Origin of the sequence: Prochlorococcus marinus XMU1412 (genome assembly GCF_017696315.1) — a bacterium.
GTDB lineage: Bacteria > Cyanobacteriota > Cyanobacteriia > PCC-6307 > Cyanobiaceae > Prochlorococcus_A > Prochlorococcus_A marinus_AF.
This window is the reverse complement of sequence record NZ_JAAORJ010000004.1, coordinates 94,761-112,132: the sequence shown is the minus strand read 5'-3', so window position 1 is coordinate 112,132 and position 17,372 is coordinate 94,761. Positions and strand designations below refer to the sequence as shown.

The following is a 17,372-nucleotide window of genomic DNA, read 5'->3' as shown; positions in this document are numbered from 1 at the left end:
AATCAATTTTGAATCTCCTTAGTGTAGTAATTATAAGTGTATGAAATTCCTTTATTAAGGGAAAATTTTGGCATCCATCCTAATTGGTTAATTATTTTTGAGCAAATTAATTTTCTTTTCATTCCTACAGGTTTTGTTCTGTTAAACTTAAATTCACCTTTAAATCCTACTATTTCGGAAATAGTTTGGTAGTAATCCTTTATTGAGAAATCCTCACCAATCCCAACATTTATAAATTTAGGTATTTGCTTAATATTTTTGACACAGAACCAAATAGCATCCGCTAGATCCTCTGCATACATGAATTCTCTTCTCGCTTTCCCATCTCCCCATATTTCGATGTAATTATCATTATTGATTTTAGCTTTATGCATTCTAGCTATTACCCCTGGGATCATATGAGATCCTGTTTCACTGAAATCATCATACTTACCGTAGATATTGCATGGAATAATTGTTTTATAATTAAATCCTTTTTCTGATAAGAATTGGCAATATTTTGCTACTGAAATTTTTGCGATAGCATATCCCTCATTTGTTTCCTCTAGTTTTCCTGAAAGTAGCATTGATTCATCAATCTCATTTGAAATATTTTTCGGGTAAATGCAAGAACTACCAAGATTTATGAAATTTCTGATCCCTGATTTATAAGCAGCATCAATTAGGTTAATTCCCATTTGTAAATTATTAAATAGGAATCCACTTTGATTATTGATATTTGCTTGAATACCACCAACTAAGCCAGCACAATGGATTATTAGATCAGTGGGATTTTTAGCTAGCCAATCCAAGATTTTAGATTTATCTAAAAGATTTATTTCTTTGCTACTAGGGCCTGAAATACTATATTCTTTTGCATTATTATGGTTTATTAAGTTTTTCCCAACCATTCCAGTTGAACCTGTAATAAGGATATTCAAAGTTCTTAATAAATAATATGTAAATTATACTTCACAAAGATATTCTCAAAAGTTTCTCAATTATCAAGGGATATTAATTCAAACAATAGTTTTAGTTTCATTCACATCATTTTGTATCATTTCATAAATTAACTGCTTTATGTCGGTTTTTGGTTCCCAGCCTAATTTTTTCTTTGCTTTGTCTGAATTTCCTAATAGATTATCTACTTCTGTTGGCCTAAAATATCTCGAGTCAACTTTGATAACAACTTTCCCATTATCTTTTCTTCTACCTATTTCATCTAAACCCTTACCTTCCCAGAGTATCCCTCCCCAACCAATTGCTTCGCTAGCGATGCTTATAAATTGTCTTACTGAGATTTGTTTGCCAGTTGCGATTACATAATCTTCTGGTTCATCTTGCTGAAGCATAAGCCACTGCATTTCTACGAAATCTTTAGCATGACCCCAGTCTCTTAAAGAGTCTAAGTTCCCTACAAAAATTAAATTATCTAAACCCGCATCTATTCTAGCTAAGCCTCTAGTTATTTTTCTAGTGACAAAAGTTTCACCCCTTCTAGGTGATTCATGGTTAAATAAAATACCATTGCATGCAAACATTTTGTATGCCTCTCTATAATTAACAGTTATCCAATAGGCATATAACTTTGCTACTGCATAAGGACTTCTTGGATAAAAGGGGGTTGATTCGCTTTGAGGAGACTCTTGAATTAGGCCATATAATTCTGATGTACTTGCTTGATATATTTTTGTAGTTTCAACTAAGTTTAAAATTCTTACTGCTTCTAATATTCTTAACGTTCCCAATGCATCGCAATTAGCAGTATACTCCGGAGTCTCAAAACTAACGGCAACATGACTCTGGGCAGCTAAATTATAAATTTCATCAGGTTTTATTTCATTAATCAATCTTATTAAATTAGTACTATCTGTTAAATCTCCATAATGCAGAAAAAAATTATTTCCATTTTCATGAGGATCCTGAAAAATATGATCAATTCTTTGAGTATTAAAATTGCTTGATCTTCTTTTTAACCCATGAACTATATAGTTTTTTTTCAAAAGAAACTCTGCTAGATAACTCCCGTCCTGCCCTGTAATTCCTGTGATCAATGCAGTCTTTGACATTCTTAATATAGATATTGCTTAATGATTACTATAGTACAGATAAGGTTATTGAATTATTTTCTAGGACTTGATCCCTTTATGCGCAAAACCATTTTGATGGTTTTAAGCATAATTAATAAATCTAACCAAAAAGAAAAATTTCTTAGATAAAAAAGGTCATAACTTAATTTTTTTTCAGAATCTTCAATAGATGAAGTATATGGATAATTAACTTGAGCCCAGCCGCTTAGACCGGGTTTTATCCATTTTCTAACATTATAGTGAGGTATCTCTAATCCTAATTTACTGTCAAAAGCAGGTCTTTCGGGTCTAGGCCCAATTAAGCTCATTTCCCCCTTAATAACTGATAATAATTGAGGTAACTCGTCTAATCTCGATTTTCTTAGATATTTCCCAACTGATGTAATTCTTGGGTCTTTTTTTGAAGCCCATTGGGGACCCTTACTTTCTGAGTTAACCTTCATTGTTCTTAACTTCCAAATTTTGTAAGGGATATCAAGCAAGCCATTTCTTTCTTGAGAATAAAAAACAGGCCCATTATCTTCGATTTTTATAAGAATAGCGGCTAATAAAATAAGGGGTGAAGTTATTAAAAAAAGAAAAGATGCTAAAAATATGTCACCAATTCTTTTAAGTCTTACTGTATTGGAATTTCTTGGTATAAAAAACTCTCTAGAAATAATATCTTTATCGCTTATTAAGTTTGGAGGGATTCTTTCAAAATATCTTTCATAGAAGGTAAATAAATTAATAATCATAATTCCGGAACTCTTTATTTTTTTTAGCTCATTGAGTAATTCTTTAGGAACATAATCTGCGTTATTTATAATTATTCCTTCAAAATTAACCAATTTCATGGTTTTTAATTCTTCAATATTTGCGCAATCTATCTTGAATTTACTGTTTGTTATGATTTCGTTCTTGAATACATTATTTTCCTCTTGATTTATTTCTAAAAGTATCCATTTTTTTTCTACTTTATTTTTGAAAATTACTAACTTTAATAAAATTAAAATTAAATCACTAATAGTTATGAAAACTACAGAATAGATTATTAAATTTAATTTATAAATATTGTCAAAAATAAAAGAATTTGAAATCCAATCAAATAATAAATAAAAAAATATCCCTAAAAAAAAAGCACCTAAAGTAGACAGGAAATTCTTAAAGGTATATGAATTCTTTTTAAAAAAGTTTGTTGAGTATCTTCCTAGGACGTAACTGTTAAATATCCAAACAAATAACAATAAAAAGAATGTTATAGGAAATTTAAATACAAAGCTTTTTGAGTACAAAAATAAAATAAAGAAAATTATTGAGTCAGCTAATGCATTTATAATTAGATGATGCCTATTTTTAAACCAGAAATTTGTTTTAATCATTTTAAGACTTTAATTTTCATTTTTTCTCTTATAGTTTTTAATTTCTTTTTCTAGCCCTTTTGATAAGCTAATTTTTGCCTCCCATCCCAGAGAATTCAATCTAGTTACATCAAGTACTTTTCTAGAGACTCCATCCGGTTTCGAGGGGTCCCAAATTATTTCTCCTTTGAAATTTACAATATCTGCAATTTTTTTACTTAATTCTTTTATACTTATCTCCAATCCTGTTCCAACATTAAGCATATTTAATAATTCCCCATCTTTGTTTTTAGGTGCAGATTCTTTCGTAGGGTCCCAGTTCTCTAGGACAAAAACGCAAGCATCGCCAAGGTCATTAGAATGTAAGAATTCTCTTTTTGGGTTGCCAGTTCCCCAACAAAAAACTTCCTTTTTATTTAATTCTTTTGCATCTATAAACCTTTTAATTAATGCTGCTAATACATGACTTCTCTCATTATCATAATTGTCTCCAGGTCCATAAAGATTGGTTGGCATAAGTGTTAAAGCATCAAATCCATATTGTTTTCTTAGTGATTCGCACAATTTTAAACCAGCAATTTTTGCTAATGCATAGTATTCATTGGTAGGCTCTAATTTTCCTTCCATCAATAATTCTTCTTTTATTGGGCATGAAGAGTTTTTTGGGTAAATACAACTACTACCAAGAAATAATAATCTTCTAACACCGTATTTCCAAGAGTTTTCAATCAGATTTAGTTCAATTTTTAAATTTTCTAAAAGAAATTCTGATGGATAAGTCATATTTGCATAAATTCCGCCTACTTTTCCAGCAGCAACTACAACAATATCTGGGGCATTAATTTTTAGCCACTGTTTTACATTATCTGAATCTAAATAATTTAATTCTTTTCTACTAGGTGTAAAGATCTCGCCCCCAAGTTCTTTTTTCCCATAGCCTGCTTTTTGAAATGATCTTAATATTGCATTACCTGCTAAACCACTAGCACCAGCTATCAATATTCTATCATTTTTTCTTAAAAGTTTTTCCATAAAATATCATTTATCTATTAAAAACTTAAATTAAGCTTTCCTTTTGAAATGATGATAGGGTAGATAAAGTGTCTTGAATATTAATTATATCTCATGGTTAATTAGTTATTATTTAAGGTTTTGTTGCTCTCGAATAATATTTCTCAGACCAGCAAGCAAAATCCATATTGATAAACTAATTCTTATATCTAAATATTGTTGGTCAACAAGCTGAGATGTTAGCAAAGTTAATGCAGAAGTAAACCATGCACGATCATATATAGTTGAAAATTTTCTAATAAAAATATTTTTAAAAGATCTGGCTATTAAAGTAAAGACAAAAATAAATAAAATGCTACCAACTATAATACCAAAATTGAAATATACCTCTAAAATTAAATTATGAGGATGTCCCTTCCAAATTCCTATTTCGTTTTCTAATGCTAGTGGGAAATAGCCTGATCCCCAACCAAAAATAGGTCTTTGGAATATGAATTTAAAGGCAAATCCCCAAATTTCAATTCTCATAAGATCAAGATTCTTAAAACTTTCTTGATTAAATTCTGATAGAAAAATGCTTGGAATGATTTTATTTATTATAAATAAAATATTTTCTTTAAAAACAAAAAAGATAGGAATAATAAATAATAAAAGAATAAGAAATATTTTTATAAATTTTAAGAATTTTTTGTCTAGATTTTGGAATAAAAAAGCAACTAATGAACAGATCCAAGCACTTCTTGAGTAAGTAATAATTAACCCTAAAAATACCATTGAAAAATTTAAAAAAGATGACGCTCTTATGAGAATGGATTTCCTATCTTCTTGAAATGATGCGAGGGTGAAAGGAATTATAAAACTTAACCAAGCACCTGTATAGTTTGGATTATTAAACATACCTGTCATACCTGAAATTCCATTTAGGGGTCTTTGATACCAAATTATAAATCCATTAAAAAGTTCTAAAGGGCCTTCCCATCCGAAATAAAACTGTCCGAATCCGCTAATTAAAACTGGGAAAGTGCCGACAATAAAAAATATTGCACATTTGCGTCTTTGCTCTGCTGATTTAACAAAGTTCTGACATTTCCAAAAAAACCAGAAAAAAGGTATCCAATTGAAAAGGCCTACCAAAGATAAATTTGAATCCCATTGATTTTTTAGAATTGACGAATTTACGTTAGTGTTTAAATAAACTAAGCCAATAATCATCCAGAAAGAGGAAATAATTAAAGGTATGTTCCATTTGTCTTCAAAAAAGTTTACTTCTGAATTCTTTACTGAAAGAATTGCAATTAGGAAAAATATTGATGATAAAAAAGGGGCTGAAGCTAGAGTTATTATCCCAATCCTAAATAAATTTTCGGCTTGTATAAAGTCTGAGAATCTAAGCGTTTTATACATTTTTTTATAAATATTTAAATAAAATTTTTGATGCGAAAAAGTTAGATTTGATTTTAAAAATACTTTAATTCAATAAATCTTAGGAAATAGTTTTTTACGCTTCCTGCAGGATTCGAACCTGCGGCCCACTGCTTAGAAGGCAGTTGCTCTATCCAGCTGAGCTAAGGAAGCTGAGGTTTTTTAGCTTGTAAGTCACAGATTAGGTCGCAAAGAAGAAACATCACCTTATTTTGACTGTTCTCTGGATTAACAACCCAAATAACTTACCTATCTTAAAACAGCTCTGCAAACTGAACAAGTAAATTACCAAAAAGAAATACTCTAAATAAATAAAAAAATTATTCTTAATCGGTGATTATTCAACTGGTAACATATAATAATTCAGCTAATCTATATTAATTTTATTAATTTTTAATGCGTGCAATTTACATTTATATATTTCTAATATTTATTAATGGATTTATTCCTCTAGGTGCATTCAACGCTAAATTTAAAATAGTAAGTTGGTTAATAATTTCATTTATATTAATTTGGCAAAATACAAATACAAATATAAATGTATTAAAAAAGAAATTAATCATATTAGTTACTTGCGGAATTATAGGGTTTTTAATTTATATCTATCCTTACCTAGGGTTATATAATGCTGAACAGATAGAAGACCACTTAATAAGTATCTTAAATTATTACTTCTATATAGTTGCAGGATTTGAATATACAAATCTCTTTAAAGATAAATTGCAAAATTTAGATTCAAAAAATAGTTCTGATTTTATATGGGTTCAAAATAAATTATTGAGTTTGCAGAAAATCAATACTATTTTTTGTGCGCTTATACTTTTAATTTTGCCTTATATCACTAAAGTAATTTTTTTTAGTGAAAAATATATAATTAATTTCCTACCAGGTAATGATGCGAATGGATATATTTATGAAAATATTGATTTCACAAGCATAAGTTATTTAAGTTTGTCTATTAATTCTGTATCAAGGAATCATGCTTTACTCATTCCAATTATTTTTATTTATATTGCTTATAAATATTTTAAAGAAAGTGTTGAATATCATAGGCGTTTTAAATTTGATAAAAGTAATGAAAAAATTAATTCACTAATTGATGATAATAAACTATATTATTCAATAACTAGTTGGCTTGGAATTATTTATCTTCTTTGCTCAGGAAGTAGATTAGGTATTATTTTGGGATATTTACTAACAATAACTTTTTTAGCTAAATTCAGATATTTCTTCCGCAAGAATTATAAATTTGATATTACAAAAATCTCTAATCAAAAAAAAGAGCACAAAAATTGGGATATAAGAAATATAGCTATTAGTTCTTTTTTCATATTCGTAATTTGTGTTGTACCATATAATCTTTTTTTTCCTTTAAGTTGCAGAGAAGAATTTAAACATAATACCGTATTAACAAATTCAACAATTCCGATAACGCATGAAATTAGAAAAGTTATATCATTAGGAAATAATAATGAAATTAAACCTTATAAAACCTGTGAAAAATATTCATATAAGAATATTCTTTACTTTAGTGAGTTTGCTAGTAGCAGTTTTAATAACAGATACAATTTATATACCCAAAATATTCTTGGGCATGAATCATTAGTAAAAGATATTTTATTCATAATAAAATCATCAATATTAACAATTCCGTTAATATTATTATTTTCTGGCATCTTCCTTGCATATTTCATAATGTATTTATTGCAATATTTAACTAATAAAAGAATATTCAAGAATTATAGAACTTTTAAATTTATAGATGATAATTTCGTTCCCCTTATCGGTTCTATTTACTTCTTAATTAATTCAGTTATATCTTCTGGTTCGGCTATTGCATTTGGCTTTATTTACCTTATCCCTTCTATACAAATATTAAAAAATATATTAAGGCTTATTTTTTTTAAGCTAAAAGATTATTAAAAAGCAAAAATAACCTTTATAAAGTAAAAATCTTATGTACCTAGGCCAAATAGAAAAATGCTCCTATCCTGGAGAAAATTTTTGCTAATTATCGGGTTAATATAAATGTTTTAATTATTTCTTAAAATAAATTTTTAAGTAAATCAAAGTAATTTTCTAAATTATTTTTTGCTAAGTTTTTTCTTTAAAAAAACATTTTTAAATAGAACTTCCCTAAGATATATATGTTAACTCAAGCGATTTTGGCAAAGAGACTTTCAGAAAAACAAAAAGAATTTATAATTAAAGATTTTACTGCTGGAAATAATGTAGAGTCTTTATCAATTAAATTTAATTGCTCACAATTAACGATAATAAGAAATCTAAAAAAAATACTCGGAGAATTAAAATACAAAGAATTAGTTAAAAGAGATAAAAATATAACTCCTGTAAATAGTCGTAAAAATAATAATATTAAAAATATACTTAAAGATAATGGGATAAATAAAAAAGCTTCTTATAAAGAATCGGAAGGTTTAGAGAACTTTAATGAAAACAAAAGTAAAACAGAATTTTTCCCGATTGAATCTTTTTTGGAAATTGCTCCTTTGGATTACGAAATTGATAATACTTCTAGAAAGGAATTATCTTCTGTTCCAATAAAGGATATTGATTTTCCTAGAATCGTTTATATGATTGTAAATAAAAATATTGAATTAGAGATAAAATTACTCAAGGATTATCCAAGCTGGGAATTCCTCCCAACTGAAGACTTAAATAGAAAAACTATAGAAATATATAATGATTTAAAAACTGCCAAAAGAATTTGTAGTAAAGAACAAAAAGTTATTAAAGTTCCTAATACTGATGTTTTTAGAATTGTTTCTCCTATTTTAATTTCAAGAGGAATATCAAGGATTGTTTATTCTGAGAAACTGATAGCACTGTAATTTAATCTTTTTTCTTTGAATATTCTGTAGTAAGTAAACTTCCTATTACAGAACCGCTGATAAAACTTGTACCAATAATAAAACTTATTGGTAATTTCACAGTCTCATTTATTAATAAGTTAATCCTACTTTTATTGCTACTATTTTGTATACCGATCATTAATAAAAGGAATAAAGAAGAATTGAAAGTAACTGCAAAAATTATTCTTTTAAATATAAGAGACATTTATTTACATTAATATAAAAACCTAATTTAAATTATAAATAATGCTTTTTTTTATGCCATTTTTTTTTGCCAAATACTTTGAAGCTGCTGAAATACTTAGTCCTGCTTTAATTAATTCATGGAGATCCTTTTTTAAATCTGCTTTATTAATTCCTTGATTATTCTCTTTTTTTATCCCTTTAATAATTAAAGTTATTTCACCTATCACTTCTTTATCTTTGAAGTACGTCAAGACATCGTTTATGTTATTCCCCACGTGTTGTTCAAACTTTTTAGTTAATTCCCTAGCTACTATAATTTCTCTATCTCCTCCACAAAACTCCAATAATTCCTTTAATAATTTCTTTAGGCGATAAGGCGATTCATATATTATAGTTGTTTTTTCATTCTTACTAATTTCAAAAAGAATTTTCTCTCTATCAATATTTTTTTTTGGAAGAAAACCTTCAAATATAAATTTTGAGGATGGAATTCCACTCGATACTAGTGCCGTAATTGCAGCGCATGCTCCAGGTATGCAAATAACACTTAATCCTGCCGATTTGACTTCACTCACTAAATCCTCTCCGGGATCACAAATACCTGGCATCCCAGCATCACTTACGAGCGCGATTGATTTCCCTGTTTTTAACTCCGCAATTAACTTTGAAATTTTGTTTAAAGAATTTTCTTTATTAAAACTTATTAAATTATTAGATATATTAAATCTATTCATTATTTTTTTTGTTTGTCTTGTGTCTTCGCAAGCAACTAAAGAAACATTGGCAAGAATATTAATTGCTCTAGAGGATATATCTGATAAGTTGCCAATTGGTGTTCCAACAAGATATAAAATTCCCTTTTCCGGTTCCTCTTGTCTATGAGATAATAAGAAATTATTTGTCATTGAATGATTAAATTACCTAATGGAGTGAATGTCAATAATCTTATAGATGACCTGAAAAATTTAAGCTGGGAAGTGGCAGATATTTTGTTAACTTATTCTGATATTATTAAAAAATCAGAAAAAAAATCCGAAATTCTTAAAAATAAAAATATTAATGACCCCGTAACTCTGGCTGATTTGGAAGTTAATGAGTTAATTATTAAGAGAATAAATCAAAAATACCCTAATGTTAATTGGGGAATTTTGAGCGAAGAAAACTTTAAAATCAAAACTAATTATTACGATCGAAATACAGATTGGCTTTGGGTTCTTGATCCTTTAGATGGAACTAAGGATTTTATTCAAGGGACCGGAAATTTTGCCATGCACTTAGCTTTGAACTATAAAAGAAGGCCACATATTGGAATAGTTCTCATCCCCGAAAAAGATGAATTATGGATTTCTTATGCAAATACAATTTGGCTTGAGAAAAGAAATGGAAGTATTCAAAAACAAAATTTTTCCGAAACAAATATTCTCCAAAAGATGACAGTAGTAACTAGTAAAAACCATGGAAATGAGAAATTGAAAAATTTGATTGATAATATTAAATTTAAGAAAATAATTGTAATGGGAAGTATTGGATGTAAAGTTGCTTCAATTCTTAGAGGAGAAAGTGATATCTACATTTCATTAAGTTTGCCCGGCAAAAGCGCTCCAAAAGACTGGGATTTTGCTGCACCAGAAGCAATTTTAAAAGCTGCTGGGGGAGCAATAACGAATATTAATAACGAAGATTTGGTTTATGGTACAACTACTTTGGAGCATCCAGGTATAATAATCGCGTCAAATAGCGAACAAAATCATAAAAAAATTTGCACGCAAATATCTGAAATTATCCAAAAATATGATATCTACCCTTAGTTTTCTAATTTAATGGAGCTACTGGAGTAGGTGTTGGCTCAGGATAGGACATCCCACTATTTTGTCCTACACCTCTCAAAGTAAGATTAATTCTTCCTCTGCTATCAATCTCTCTTACTCTAACTGTCACTTCATCTCCTTGTCTTACTACGTCTTCAACTCGCTCAACTCTAGCTTCAGATAATTGAGAGATGTGAACCATCCCTTCTTTGCCCGGTAATATTTCTACAAAAGCACCGATGGGTATTATTCTTGTTACGACACCGGAGAAGATCTCACCCTCATGAACTTTGCGTGTTAAGCCTTCTATTATCTTTTGAGCTTCTTCAGCAGCAGCTCCATCGTGAGATGCAATAGTTACAATTCCACCATCCTCTATATCTATTTTTGTGTTGGTTCTTTCAGTAATACCTTTGATTGTTCTGCCTCCAGGTCCAATGACTGTTCCTATAAGCTCAGGATCAATCCTAAAGCTTAAAAGTCGGGGAGCGTGCGGAGAAAGGGATTCCTGAGGTTTATCTATTGCCTCCTGCATTTTTTCTAATATATGTAATCTGGCAGGACGAGCTTTTTTAATTGCATCAGAAATAATAGAGACTGATAAACCTGTAATTTTCATATCCATTTGTAATGCAGTTATTCCCTTATCAGTACCAGCAACTTTAAAATCCATGTCTCCAAGAAAGTCTTCAATTCCTTGAATATCTGTAAGAATTCGTACTTCCTTTCCCTCTTTTATTAAGCCCATAGCAGTACCACTTACAGGAGCTTTTAAAGGAACACCTGCATCTAATAATGAAAGTGTACTGCCACATACAGATCCCATCGAAGTTGATCCGTTGGAACTTAAAACTTCACTAACTACTCTTAACACATAAGGAAATGTCTCTTTCCCAGGAAGTACGGGGATTATTGCTCTCTCAGCTAATGCTCCATGGCCAATTTCTCTCCTCCCAGGAGTTCTCATTGGTCTAGTTTCTCCCACAGAATAGGGTGGAAAATTATAGTGATGCAGATAAGTTTTTTCAGTACTTGGATTAAGGTCATCCATTTCCTGAGCGTCACTAGGAGTTCCCAAAGTTGTCGTTGATAAAACCTGGGTTAAACCTCTTTGAAATAATGCAGAACCATGTACTCTTTTTGGGAGGATTCCTGCAGAAGCTGATATTTTTCTTACTTCGTCTAGATCTCTACCATCAACTCTTTTGCCATCATTAATAATTTGTGACCTCATTAATTTTTTTGTAAGTTTTTTAAAGTCGGAACTTAATAACTTATCGTTTTCTGTTAAAAGAATTTTTAACTGGTTATCATCCTTTAAAGATTCAATTTTACCTTGAGTCTCAACTTTTATTTCTTCAAGTTCAAGATCTCTCTCTTCTTTTGACAGATCAAATTTCTTTAAGATTAATTCAATCCCTTTTGTGCAATTTTTCTCTAAATAAGAGGGCAATGTTTTATCTTCTTCAGGGTCCGATGGTTTAACGTGTTTTATGCCTAGATCTTTTAGTAAATCTTCTTGAGATTTAATTAGTTCAGTTACTGCCTCATAACCAAAATCTATAGCTTCGATAGTATCTTGCTCTGATAATTGGTTAGCACCTGCCTCAATCATGACAATACCGTCAGGTGATCCTGCAACAACAATGTCTAAATCACCCTTCTCTATTTCTCTGTAGCTTGGATTCAAGATGAAATCATCTCCAATGAGACCAACTCTAACTGCGGCCATTGGCCCATAAAATGGAATCTCTCCAAGCAAAGTTGCAATTGAAGCCCCAGTAACTGCTAATACATCTGCTGGAACCCTTTCATCTAATGAAAGGCAAGAGGCAACTATTTGTATTTCATCTCGCATCCATGAAGGGAAAAGCGGTCTCATTGGTCTATCAATCAACCTTGCAATTAAAGTCGCTCTTTCTGGCGGGCGACCTTCTCTCCTCATAAAACCACCAGGAATTCTTCCGGCAGCATAAAGTTTTTCTTCATAGTCGCATATTAGAGGTAGAAAGTCTGAAGTTTCTTTTTTTGCGGTTTTTGTTGCTGTAACTAATAACGATGTGTCACCACACTCAATCATTACTGATCCGTTTGCTTGGGGAGCATATAGCCCTGTAGTTAGTCGTATCTCTCGTCCGTCAAACGTGATCGACTTATTTTGTCCTTCCACTTTTTAAATTATAAATCTATACATAATTTATTCTTACATTTTATAGGGACATATTGAGTAATTTATTTAGATAAGCTGTAAAAATTTTTAAAAATGTCCTTAAATGTTCATGAATTTATTCAATTAACATTTTTTTTTGAAGAAAATATAATAATTAAATTAAGAAACGTATACTACCAACTTGATTTAACAACGCCAGGAAGTTCACCGTTATGAGCTCTTTGTCTCAATTGATTCCTGCAAAGACCAAAATCTCTGTAAACCCCTCTAGGTTTACCTGTCGCCCAACATCTATTCCTAACTCTATTGGGAGCAGAGTTTCTAGGTAGAGCCTGAATCTTTCTATGTATCTCTAACCTTTCCATTGGATCTTTTGCCGCATTGAATTCATCTAATAATGATTTCCTTTTTGCAGCATATTTAATTACAAGCTTTTTGCGTTTGACCTCTCTTGCAATCATGGACTTTTTGGCCATTTATAATAATTTTTAAACTATTTAACATATTAACAGCTTGGCTAACAATTTTAAAAATTAATTCATTGGTTTAGTAATCTTTGTACGATTAAAAGTTGACTTGTATCTCTAATAATAAGCAGAACACTTAATCCAACTAAAAGAAAAAAACTGGACTGAGTAACAACCATTTGTATTTTGACTGGGACAGGTTTTCCCCTTAAGCCTTCAATTAAAGTAAATACAAGCTGTCCTCCATCTAATAAAGGTAATGGCAATGAATTAAGTACTGCTAGATTAATAGAAATTAATGCAGCAAATAATAATATCCCTGTACCTCCTTGTTGTGATAGTTGAGCTCCTATTTCAACGATTTTGACAGGCCCACTCAATTGTTGAGCTGTTGAGGAGAAATTTGTTATTAATCCTTTATAACCTTGAATTGTTTTTACTAAAAGTGATGAAAACTCATTATTAGTGTATTTAAAAAGTTCAAATATGTTTTTTGTCTTTTTAGTTTCTTTTCTAATATTAGGTTGTAATTGAGCTCCTATCGTGCCTTTACCATCAACATTTTTGGGTACCAAAGTTAAATCTTTAAGGTTCCCCCCTCTCTCAATTGTTATTGAAATTTGTTTATTTGATGAAAGTTGAATTTCTTTTACTAAAGCTGAAACTGCTTGATCACCTAGCCCTAAAGTAAGGCCTCCAATTTTTAGGATTTTATCTCCTGATTCTAATCCAGCAAGAGAAGCAGCTTTCTCAGGCTGAGTAGCTAAAACTAAGATGCCTGGCTCCGGATCAAATGGAATACCAATAGTAGTTACATTTACTATTAAGATAGTGTAGGCAAGAATTAAGTTAGCAAATACCCCAGCAGATATAACAATAACTCTTTGGAAAATTGGCCTATTTTTTAAAAGATTTGGATCTTTAGGGTCAATATTATTTATTTCCTCATCAGGGAAAGAAACAAATCCTCCTAAAGGGAAGGCTCTAAATGAATATGTGATATCTTTGTATTTTTTCTGAATTATTGATGGCCCAAAACCAATTGAGAATCCATCAACATAGATGCCTTGTAAAATTGCTGCAAGAAAATGTCCCATCTCATGAAAAAAAATGAGAAATCCCAGAACTGTTATTGAGGTTAAAACATTCATATATTTATACTAAGTAGTTTTTAAAAAATTCGATCCAAAATATGGAACTAGAGCATCTGGGATTCTAACGCTCCCATCTGATTGTTGGCCGTTTTCTAGAATCGCGGCCATCGTTCTTCCTATAGCAAGACCACTACCATTTAAGGTGTGTAAATATGTATTTTTTTTATCAATTTTAGTTCTTATTGATGATCTGCGGGATTGAAAGTCTAAGCAATTACTACAACTTGAAATTTCCCTATAAGATTTACTACTGGGTAGCCAGACTTCAAGATCAAAAGTTCTACTTGAGGAAAAACCTAAGTCTCCAGTGCAAATATCAACTAATCTGTAAGGTAGATTGAGCTTTCTTAAAATGCTTTCTGCATCTGAAGTGATCTTTTTATGAGCTTCTATTGATTTACTTGGATCACAAAACCAATATAGTTCAACCTTATTAAATTGATGCAGTCTTATTAAACCTTTAGTATCCCTTCCATAACTTCCAGCTTCTCTCCTGAAACATGGGCTATATGCAACATACTTAAGAGGTAAGTACTTGGGATTAATAATCTCATTTCTATGAAAAGCAGTAAGTGGAACTTCAGCTGTTGGAGAAAGCCATAGGTCGTCATTAGAACACTTAAAACTTTCATTTGAAAATTTAGGTAATTGTCCAGATCCCGTAAGACTTTCTGAATTTACTAAAGCTGGAGGCATTAACTCTAAATAACCATTTTGTGTATGCACATCGAGCATGAAATTTATTAATGCCCTCTCTAATCTGGCCCCATTGCCTATAAGCGTAATAAAACGACTTTTTGATATTTTTGTTGATTTTGTAGAATCAAAAATATTAAGACTTTCTCCTATTTCCCAATGTGATTTTATATTTTCTTTTCTAAAAGGGTCCCCCCAAGTTTTTATTTGTACATTATCACTTTCATCTTTTCCGATAGGTGCATCTTTGCTAGGTATATTTGGCAAATTACAAATTTCATTATGTATATTTTTATCTAAGGTTCTTTTTTTCTCTTCAAATTCTGAAATTTTGGTTCTGTATTCATTTCCTTTCTTCTTTAAATTATTTACTTCTGGAGACTTGTCGCTTTTAGATTTGCTGATTTCTTGACCAATCAATTTACTTAACTTTTTACTCTCAGATTGAAGACTGGATATTTCTATATCAATTTCTTTCTTTTGAAGAGTTAATTTTTGTATTTGGGAAATATTAAAAACTTTTCCTCTTAGGGATAAACTTTCTTCAACTGAAGTTGGATTTTCTCTTATTAATTTTTGATCTAACACTATTTTTTTTTATACCTTCATTAAAATAGTTAATCTAAATTCAATATTAGGGATTTTTGACTAAAAATTAACTAAATTAGTGATTTCTAACTTACGGAGTATTTTAGATGGGATTTTTTAACTATGATGCAGATCTAGCCCGCCCAGTAGTTGACCATTCTTTTAGTAAATTAATTTGCTCCTTAGCTGTTCTAGATAAGGGAACTAATTCAGAGACTGCCTTTATTAAATCTTTCTCCATAAGTTCTCTATTTTCAGAGAATGAAATATGCATCCCCTCAATCACTGCTTGTTCAAGTTCTGCACCTGAGAATCCATCTGTTCTATCTATAATAGTGGAAAGAGGAAAACTGTAATTTCGTCTTCTTTTTTTTAAGTGCAGATCCAGAATACTTAATCTTTCTTCAGAATCTGGTAAATCAAGAAAAAATATCTCATCAAATCTACCTTTTCTTAATAATTCAGCAGGAAGCTTATCTATAGCATTAGCGGTAGCTATGACAAATACGGCGGATTCTTTTTCAGCCATCCAAGTTAGCAAACTTGCCAAAACCCTTTGACTTGTTCCTCCATCACTTCTGGCATCGCCACCAAAGCCCTTGTCAATTTCATCGATCCAAAGGATACAAGGAGACATTGCCTCAGCTCTTAATATTGCTTCTCTTGTTCTTGCTTCGCTTGAACCAACAAGGCTAGAAAATAGTCTTCCAACATCTAGCCTAAGGAGCGGCATCGACCAACTCTTAGAAATTGATTTTGCTGTTAACGATTTCCCTGTTCCTTGAGCTCCAATGAGTAAGACTCCCTTGGGAATAGGCAATCCATAGTCCCTAGCTTCTTTAGAAAAGGCCCTGTATCTTTGATTAAGCCAAACTTTTAAAACATTTAAACCACCAATATCATCTTGACTTGACTTGGCTTCGAAAAATTCTAAAATTTCGCTTCTAGCGATAACTTGTTTTTTCTCTTCAAGAATATCTTTAATATCTTCTTTACTTATTTTTCCTCTTTGGGCAAGGGCCTTTGCAGTGACTTGCTTTACTTTTATTTCGGTAAGTCCACTTGAAGCTATAGAAAGTTCGTTTAAGTCTTGTTCCTCTAGATTTGAATTGGTGTTGATAGCAATTTGTTTTATTAGATTTCTCAATTCTCTTTGGTCAGGTAAAGGTAAACTTACAATTGCCATTAATTCATCCAACTCTTCTGATGATGGAAATAAATGAGAACTAATAATTAAATTATGACTAGTTTTTTTAAGCGCTGAGGATAGTTCTTTAATAGTTCTATTGATAGATGGATCATCATAAAATTTATGAAAATCTTTGACTAATAAAACTGTTGAAACTTCAGAATTTAGTTCTTTAAGCCAATTAAGTACTCCTAACGGATTGTTAGAAAATTTACCTTCTTCATTTATTAATCCTTTTATACCGCTAACACAATCCCAGGAAACGAATCTTTTTATATTTATTCTTTCACAAGATAAATTAACTAATTTTTCTAATCTTTCCTCTTCTTTAGTCCTAATCCAAATTAATGAGTTTCTTGATTTTATGAGTAATTCTAAATTTCTACACCAAGAATTCAT

The 17,372-nt window shown here is 30.4% G+C and carries 15 protein-coding genes and 1 tRNA gene; 3 read left to right on the top strand and 13 right to left on the bottom strand.

What is annotated here, in order from left to right:
* Positions 1–2: 2 nt before the first annotated feature.
* The 6 genes from HA152_RS07100 to HA152_RS07075 all read right to left on the bottom strand — a co-directional run bounded on the left by HA152_RS07100 (position 3) and on the right by HA152_RS07075 (position 5,995).
* Positions 3–920: a GDP-L-fucose synthase family protein gene (locus HA152_RS07100; protein WP_209134997.1), complete on the bottom strand. Its 918-nt coding sequence runs from the start codon at positions 918–920 to the stop codon at positions 3–5.
* Between the two features lie 78 nt (positions 921–998).
* On the bottom strand, positions 999–2,048 hold the full coding sequence (gmd, locus tag HA152_RS07095; RefSeq protein ID WP_209134995.1) for a GDP-mannose 4,6-dehydratase: 1,050 nt from the start codon (positions 2,046–2,048) through the stop codon (positions 999–1,001).
* A 53-nt stretch (positions 2,049–2,101) separates the two neighbouring features.
* Complete coding sequence (locus HA152_RS07090; protein ID WP_209134993.1) at positions 2,102–3,430, bottom strand: exopolysaccharide biosynthesis polyprenyl glycosylphosphotransferase; 1,329 nt, start codon at positions 3,428–3,430, stop codon at positions 2,102–2,104.
* A gap of 9 nt (positions 3,431–3,439) precedes the next feature.
* Positions 3,440–4,441 (bottom strand): GDP-L-fucose synthase family protein, encoded by a 1,002-nt coding sequence (locus HA152_RS07085; protein WP_209134983.1) that lies wholly within the window; start codon positions 4,439–4,441, stop codon positions 3,440–3,442.
* Between the two features lie 108 nt (positions 4,442–4,549).
* Positions 4,550–5,824 (bottom strand): O-antigen ligase family protein, encoded by a 1,275-nt coding sequence (locus tag HA152_RS07080; protein WP_209134981.1) that lies wholly within the window; start codon positions 5,822–5,824, stop codon positions 4,550–4,552.
* A gap of 97 nt (positions 5,825–5,921) precedes the next feature.
* A tRNA-Arg gene (locus tag HA152_RS07075) sits at positions 5,922–5,995 on the bottom strand.
* A 243-nt stretch (positions 5,996–6,238) separates the two neighbouring features.
* Here HA152_RS07075 and HA152_RS07070 point away from each other — a divergent pair.
* Together HA152_RS07070 and HA152_RS07065 are read left to right on the top strand one after the other, a co-directional pair.
* Entirely contained in the window at positions 6,239–7,765 is a 1,527-nt protein-coding gene (locus HA152_RS07070; protein ID WP_209134979.1) for a hypothetical protein, read from the top strand.
* A gap of 224 nt (positions 7,766–7,989) precedes the next feature.
* Positions 7,990–8,694 carry a hypothetical protein gene (locus HA152_RS07065; protein WP_245211230.1) on the top strand — a complete coding sequence of 235 codons (705 nt, stop codon included), beginning with the start codon at positions 7,990–7,992 and terminating at the stop codon, positions 8,692–8,694.
* A 1-nt stretch (position 8,695) separates the two neighbouring features.
* Here HA152_RS07065 and HA152_RS07060 read toward each other — a convergent pair whose 3' ends face one another.
* Together HA152_RS07060 and rsmI are read right to left on the bottom strand one after the other, a co-directional pair.
* Positions 8,696–8,920 carry a hypothetical protein gene (locus HA152_RS07060; protein ID WP_209134977.1) on the bottom strand — a complete coding sequence of 75 codons (225 nt, stop codon included), beginning with the start codon at positions 8,918–8,920 and terminating at the stop codon, positions 8,696–8,698.
* Positions 8,921–8,942: 22 nt separating this feature from the next.
* Positions 8,943–9,806 carry a 16S rRNA (cytidine(1402)-2'-O)-methyltransferase gene (gene rsmI / locus HA152_RS07055; protein ID WP_209134975.1) on the bottom strand — a complete coding sequence of 288 codons (864 nt, stop codon included), beginning with the start codon at positions 9,804–9,806 and terminating at the stop codon, positions 8,943–8,945.
* Between the two features lie 3 nt (positions 9,807–9,809).
* Between rsmI and HA152_RS07050 the strand changes: the two genes are divergently transcribed.
* Positions 9,810–10,709, top strand: a complete 900-nt coding sequence (locus HA152_RS07050) for a 3'(2'),5'-bisphosphate nucleotidase CysQ (RefSeq protein ID WP_209134973.1) — start codon at positions 9,810–9,812, stop codon at positions 10,707–10,709.
* A gap of 4 nt (positions 10,710–10,713) precedes the next feature.
* On the opposite strand, the gene HA152_RS07045 is transcribed toward HA152_RS07050, so the two are convergent.
* From HA152_RS07045 to HA152_RS07025, 5 genes are all read right to left on the bottom strand, one after another.
* Positions 10,714–12,879 carry a polyribonucleotide nucleotidyltransferase gene (locus HA152_RS07045; RefSeq protein WP_209134971.1) on the bottom strand — a complete coding sequence of 722 codons (2,166 nt, stop codon included), beginning with the start codon at positions 12,877–12,879 and terminating at the stop codon, positions 10,714–10,716.
* Between the two features lie 173 nt (positions 12,880–13,052).
* Positions 13,053–13,355 carry a 30S ribosomal protein S14 gene (gene rpsN, locus HA152_RS07040; RefSeq protein WP_209134962.1) on the bottom strand — a complete coding sequence of 101 codons (303 nt, stop codon included), beginning with the start codon at positions 13,353–13,355 and terminating at the stop codon, positions 13,053–13,055.
* A gap of 62 nt (positions 13,356–13,417) precedes the next feature.
* A complete protein-coding gene (gene rseP, locus HA152_RS07035) occupies positions 13,418–14,497 on the bottom strand; it encodes an RIP metalloprotease RseP (protein ID WP_209134960.1) in 1,080 nt (359 codons plus the stop codon).
* Between the two features lie 9 nt (positions 14,498–14,506).
* Positions 14,507–15,784 (bottom strand): serine--tRNA ligase, encoded by a 1,278-nt coding sequence (gene serS, locus HA152_RS07030; RefSeq protein ID WP_209134952.1) that lies wholly within the window; start codon positions 15,782–15,784, stop codon positions 14,507–14,509.
* A 121-nt stretch (positions 15,785–15,905) separates the two neighbouring features.
* Complete coding sequence (locus HA152_RS07025; RefSeq protein WP_209134950.1) at positions 15,906–17,372, bottom strand: AAA family ATPase; 1,467 nt, start codon at positions 17,370–17,372, stop codon at positions 15,906–15,908.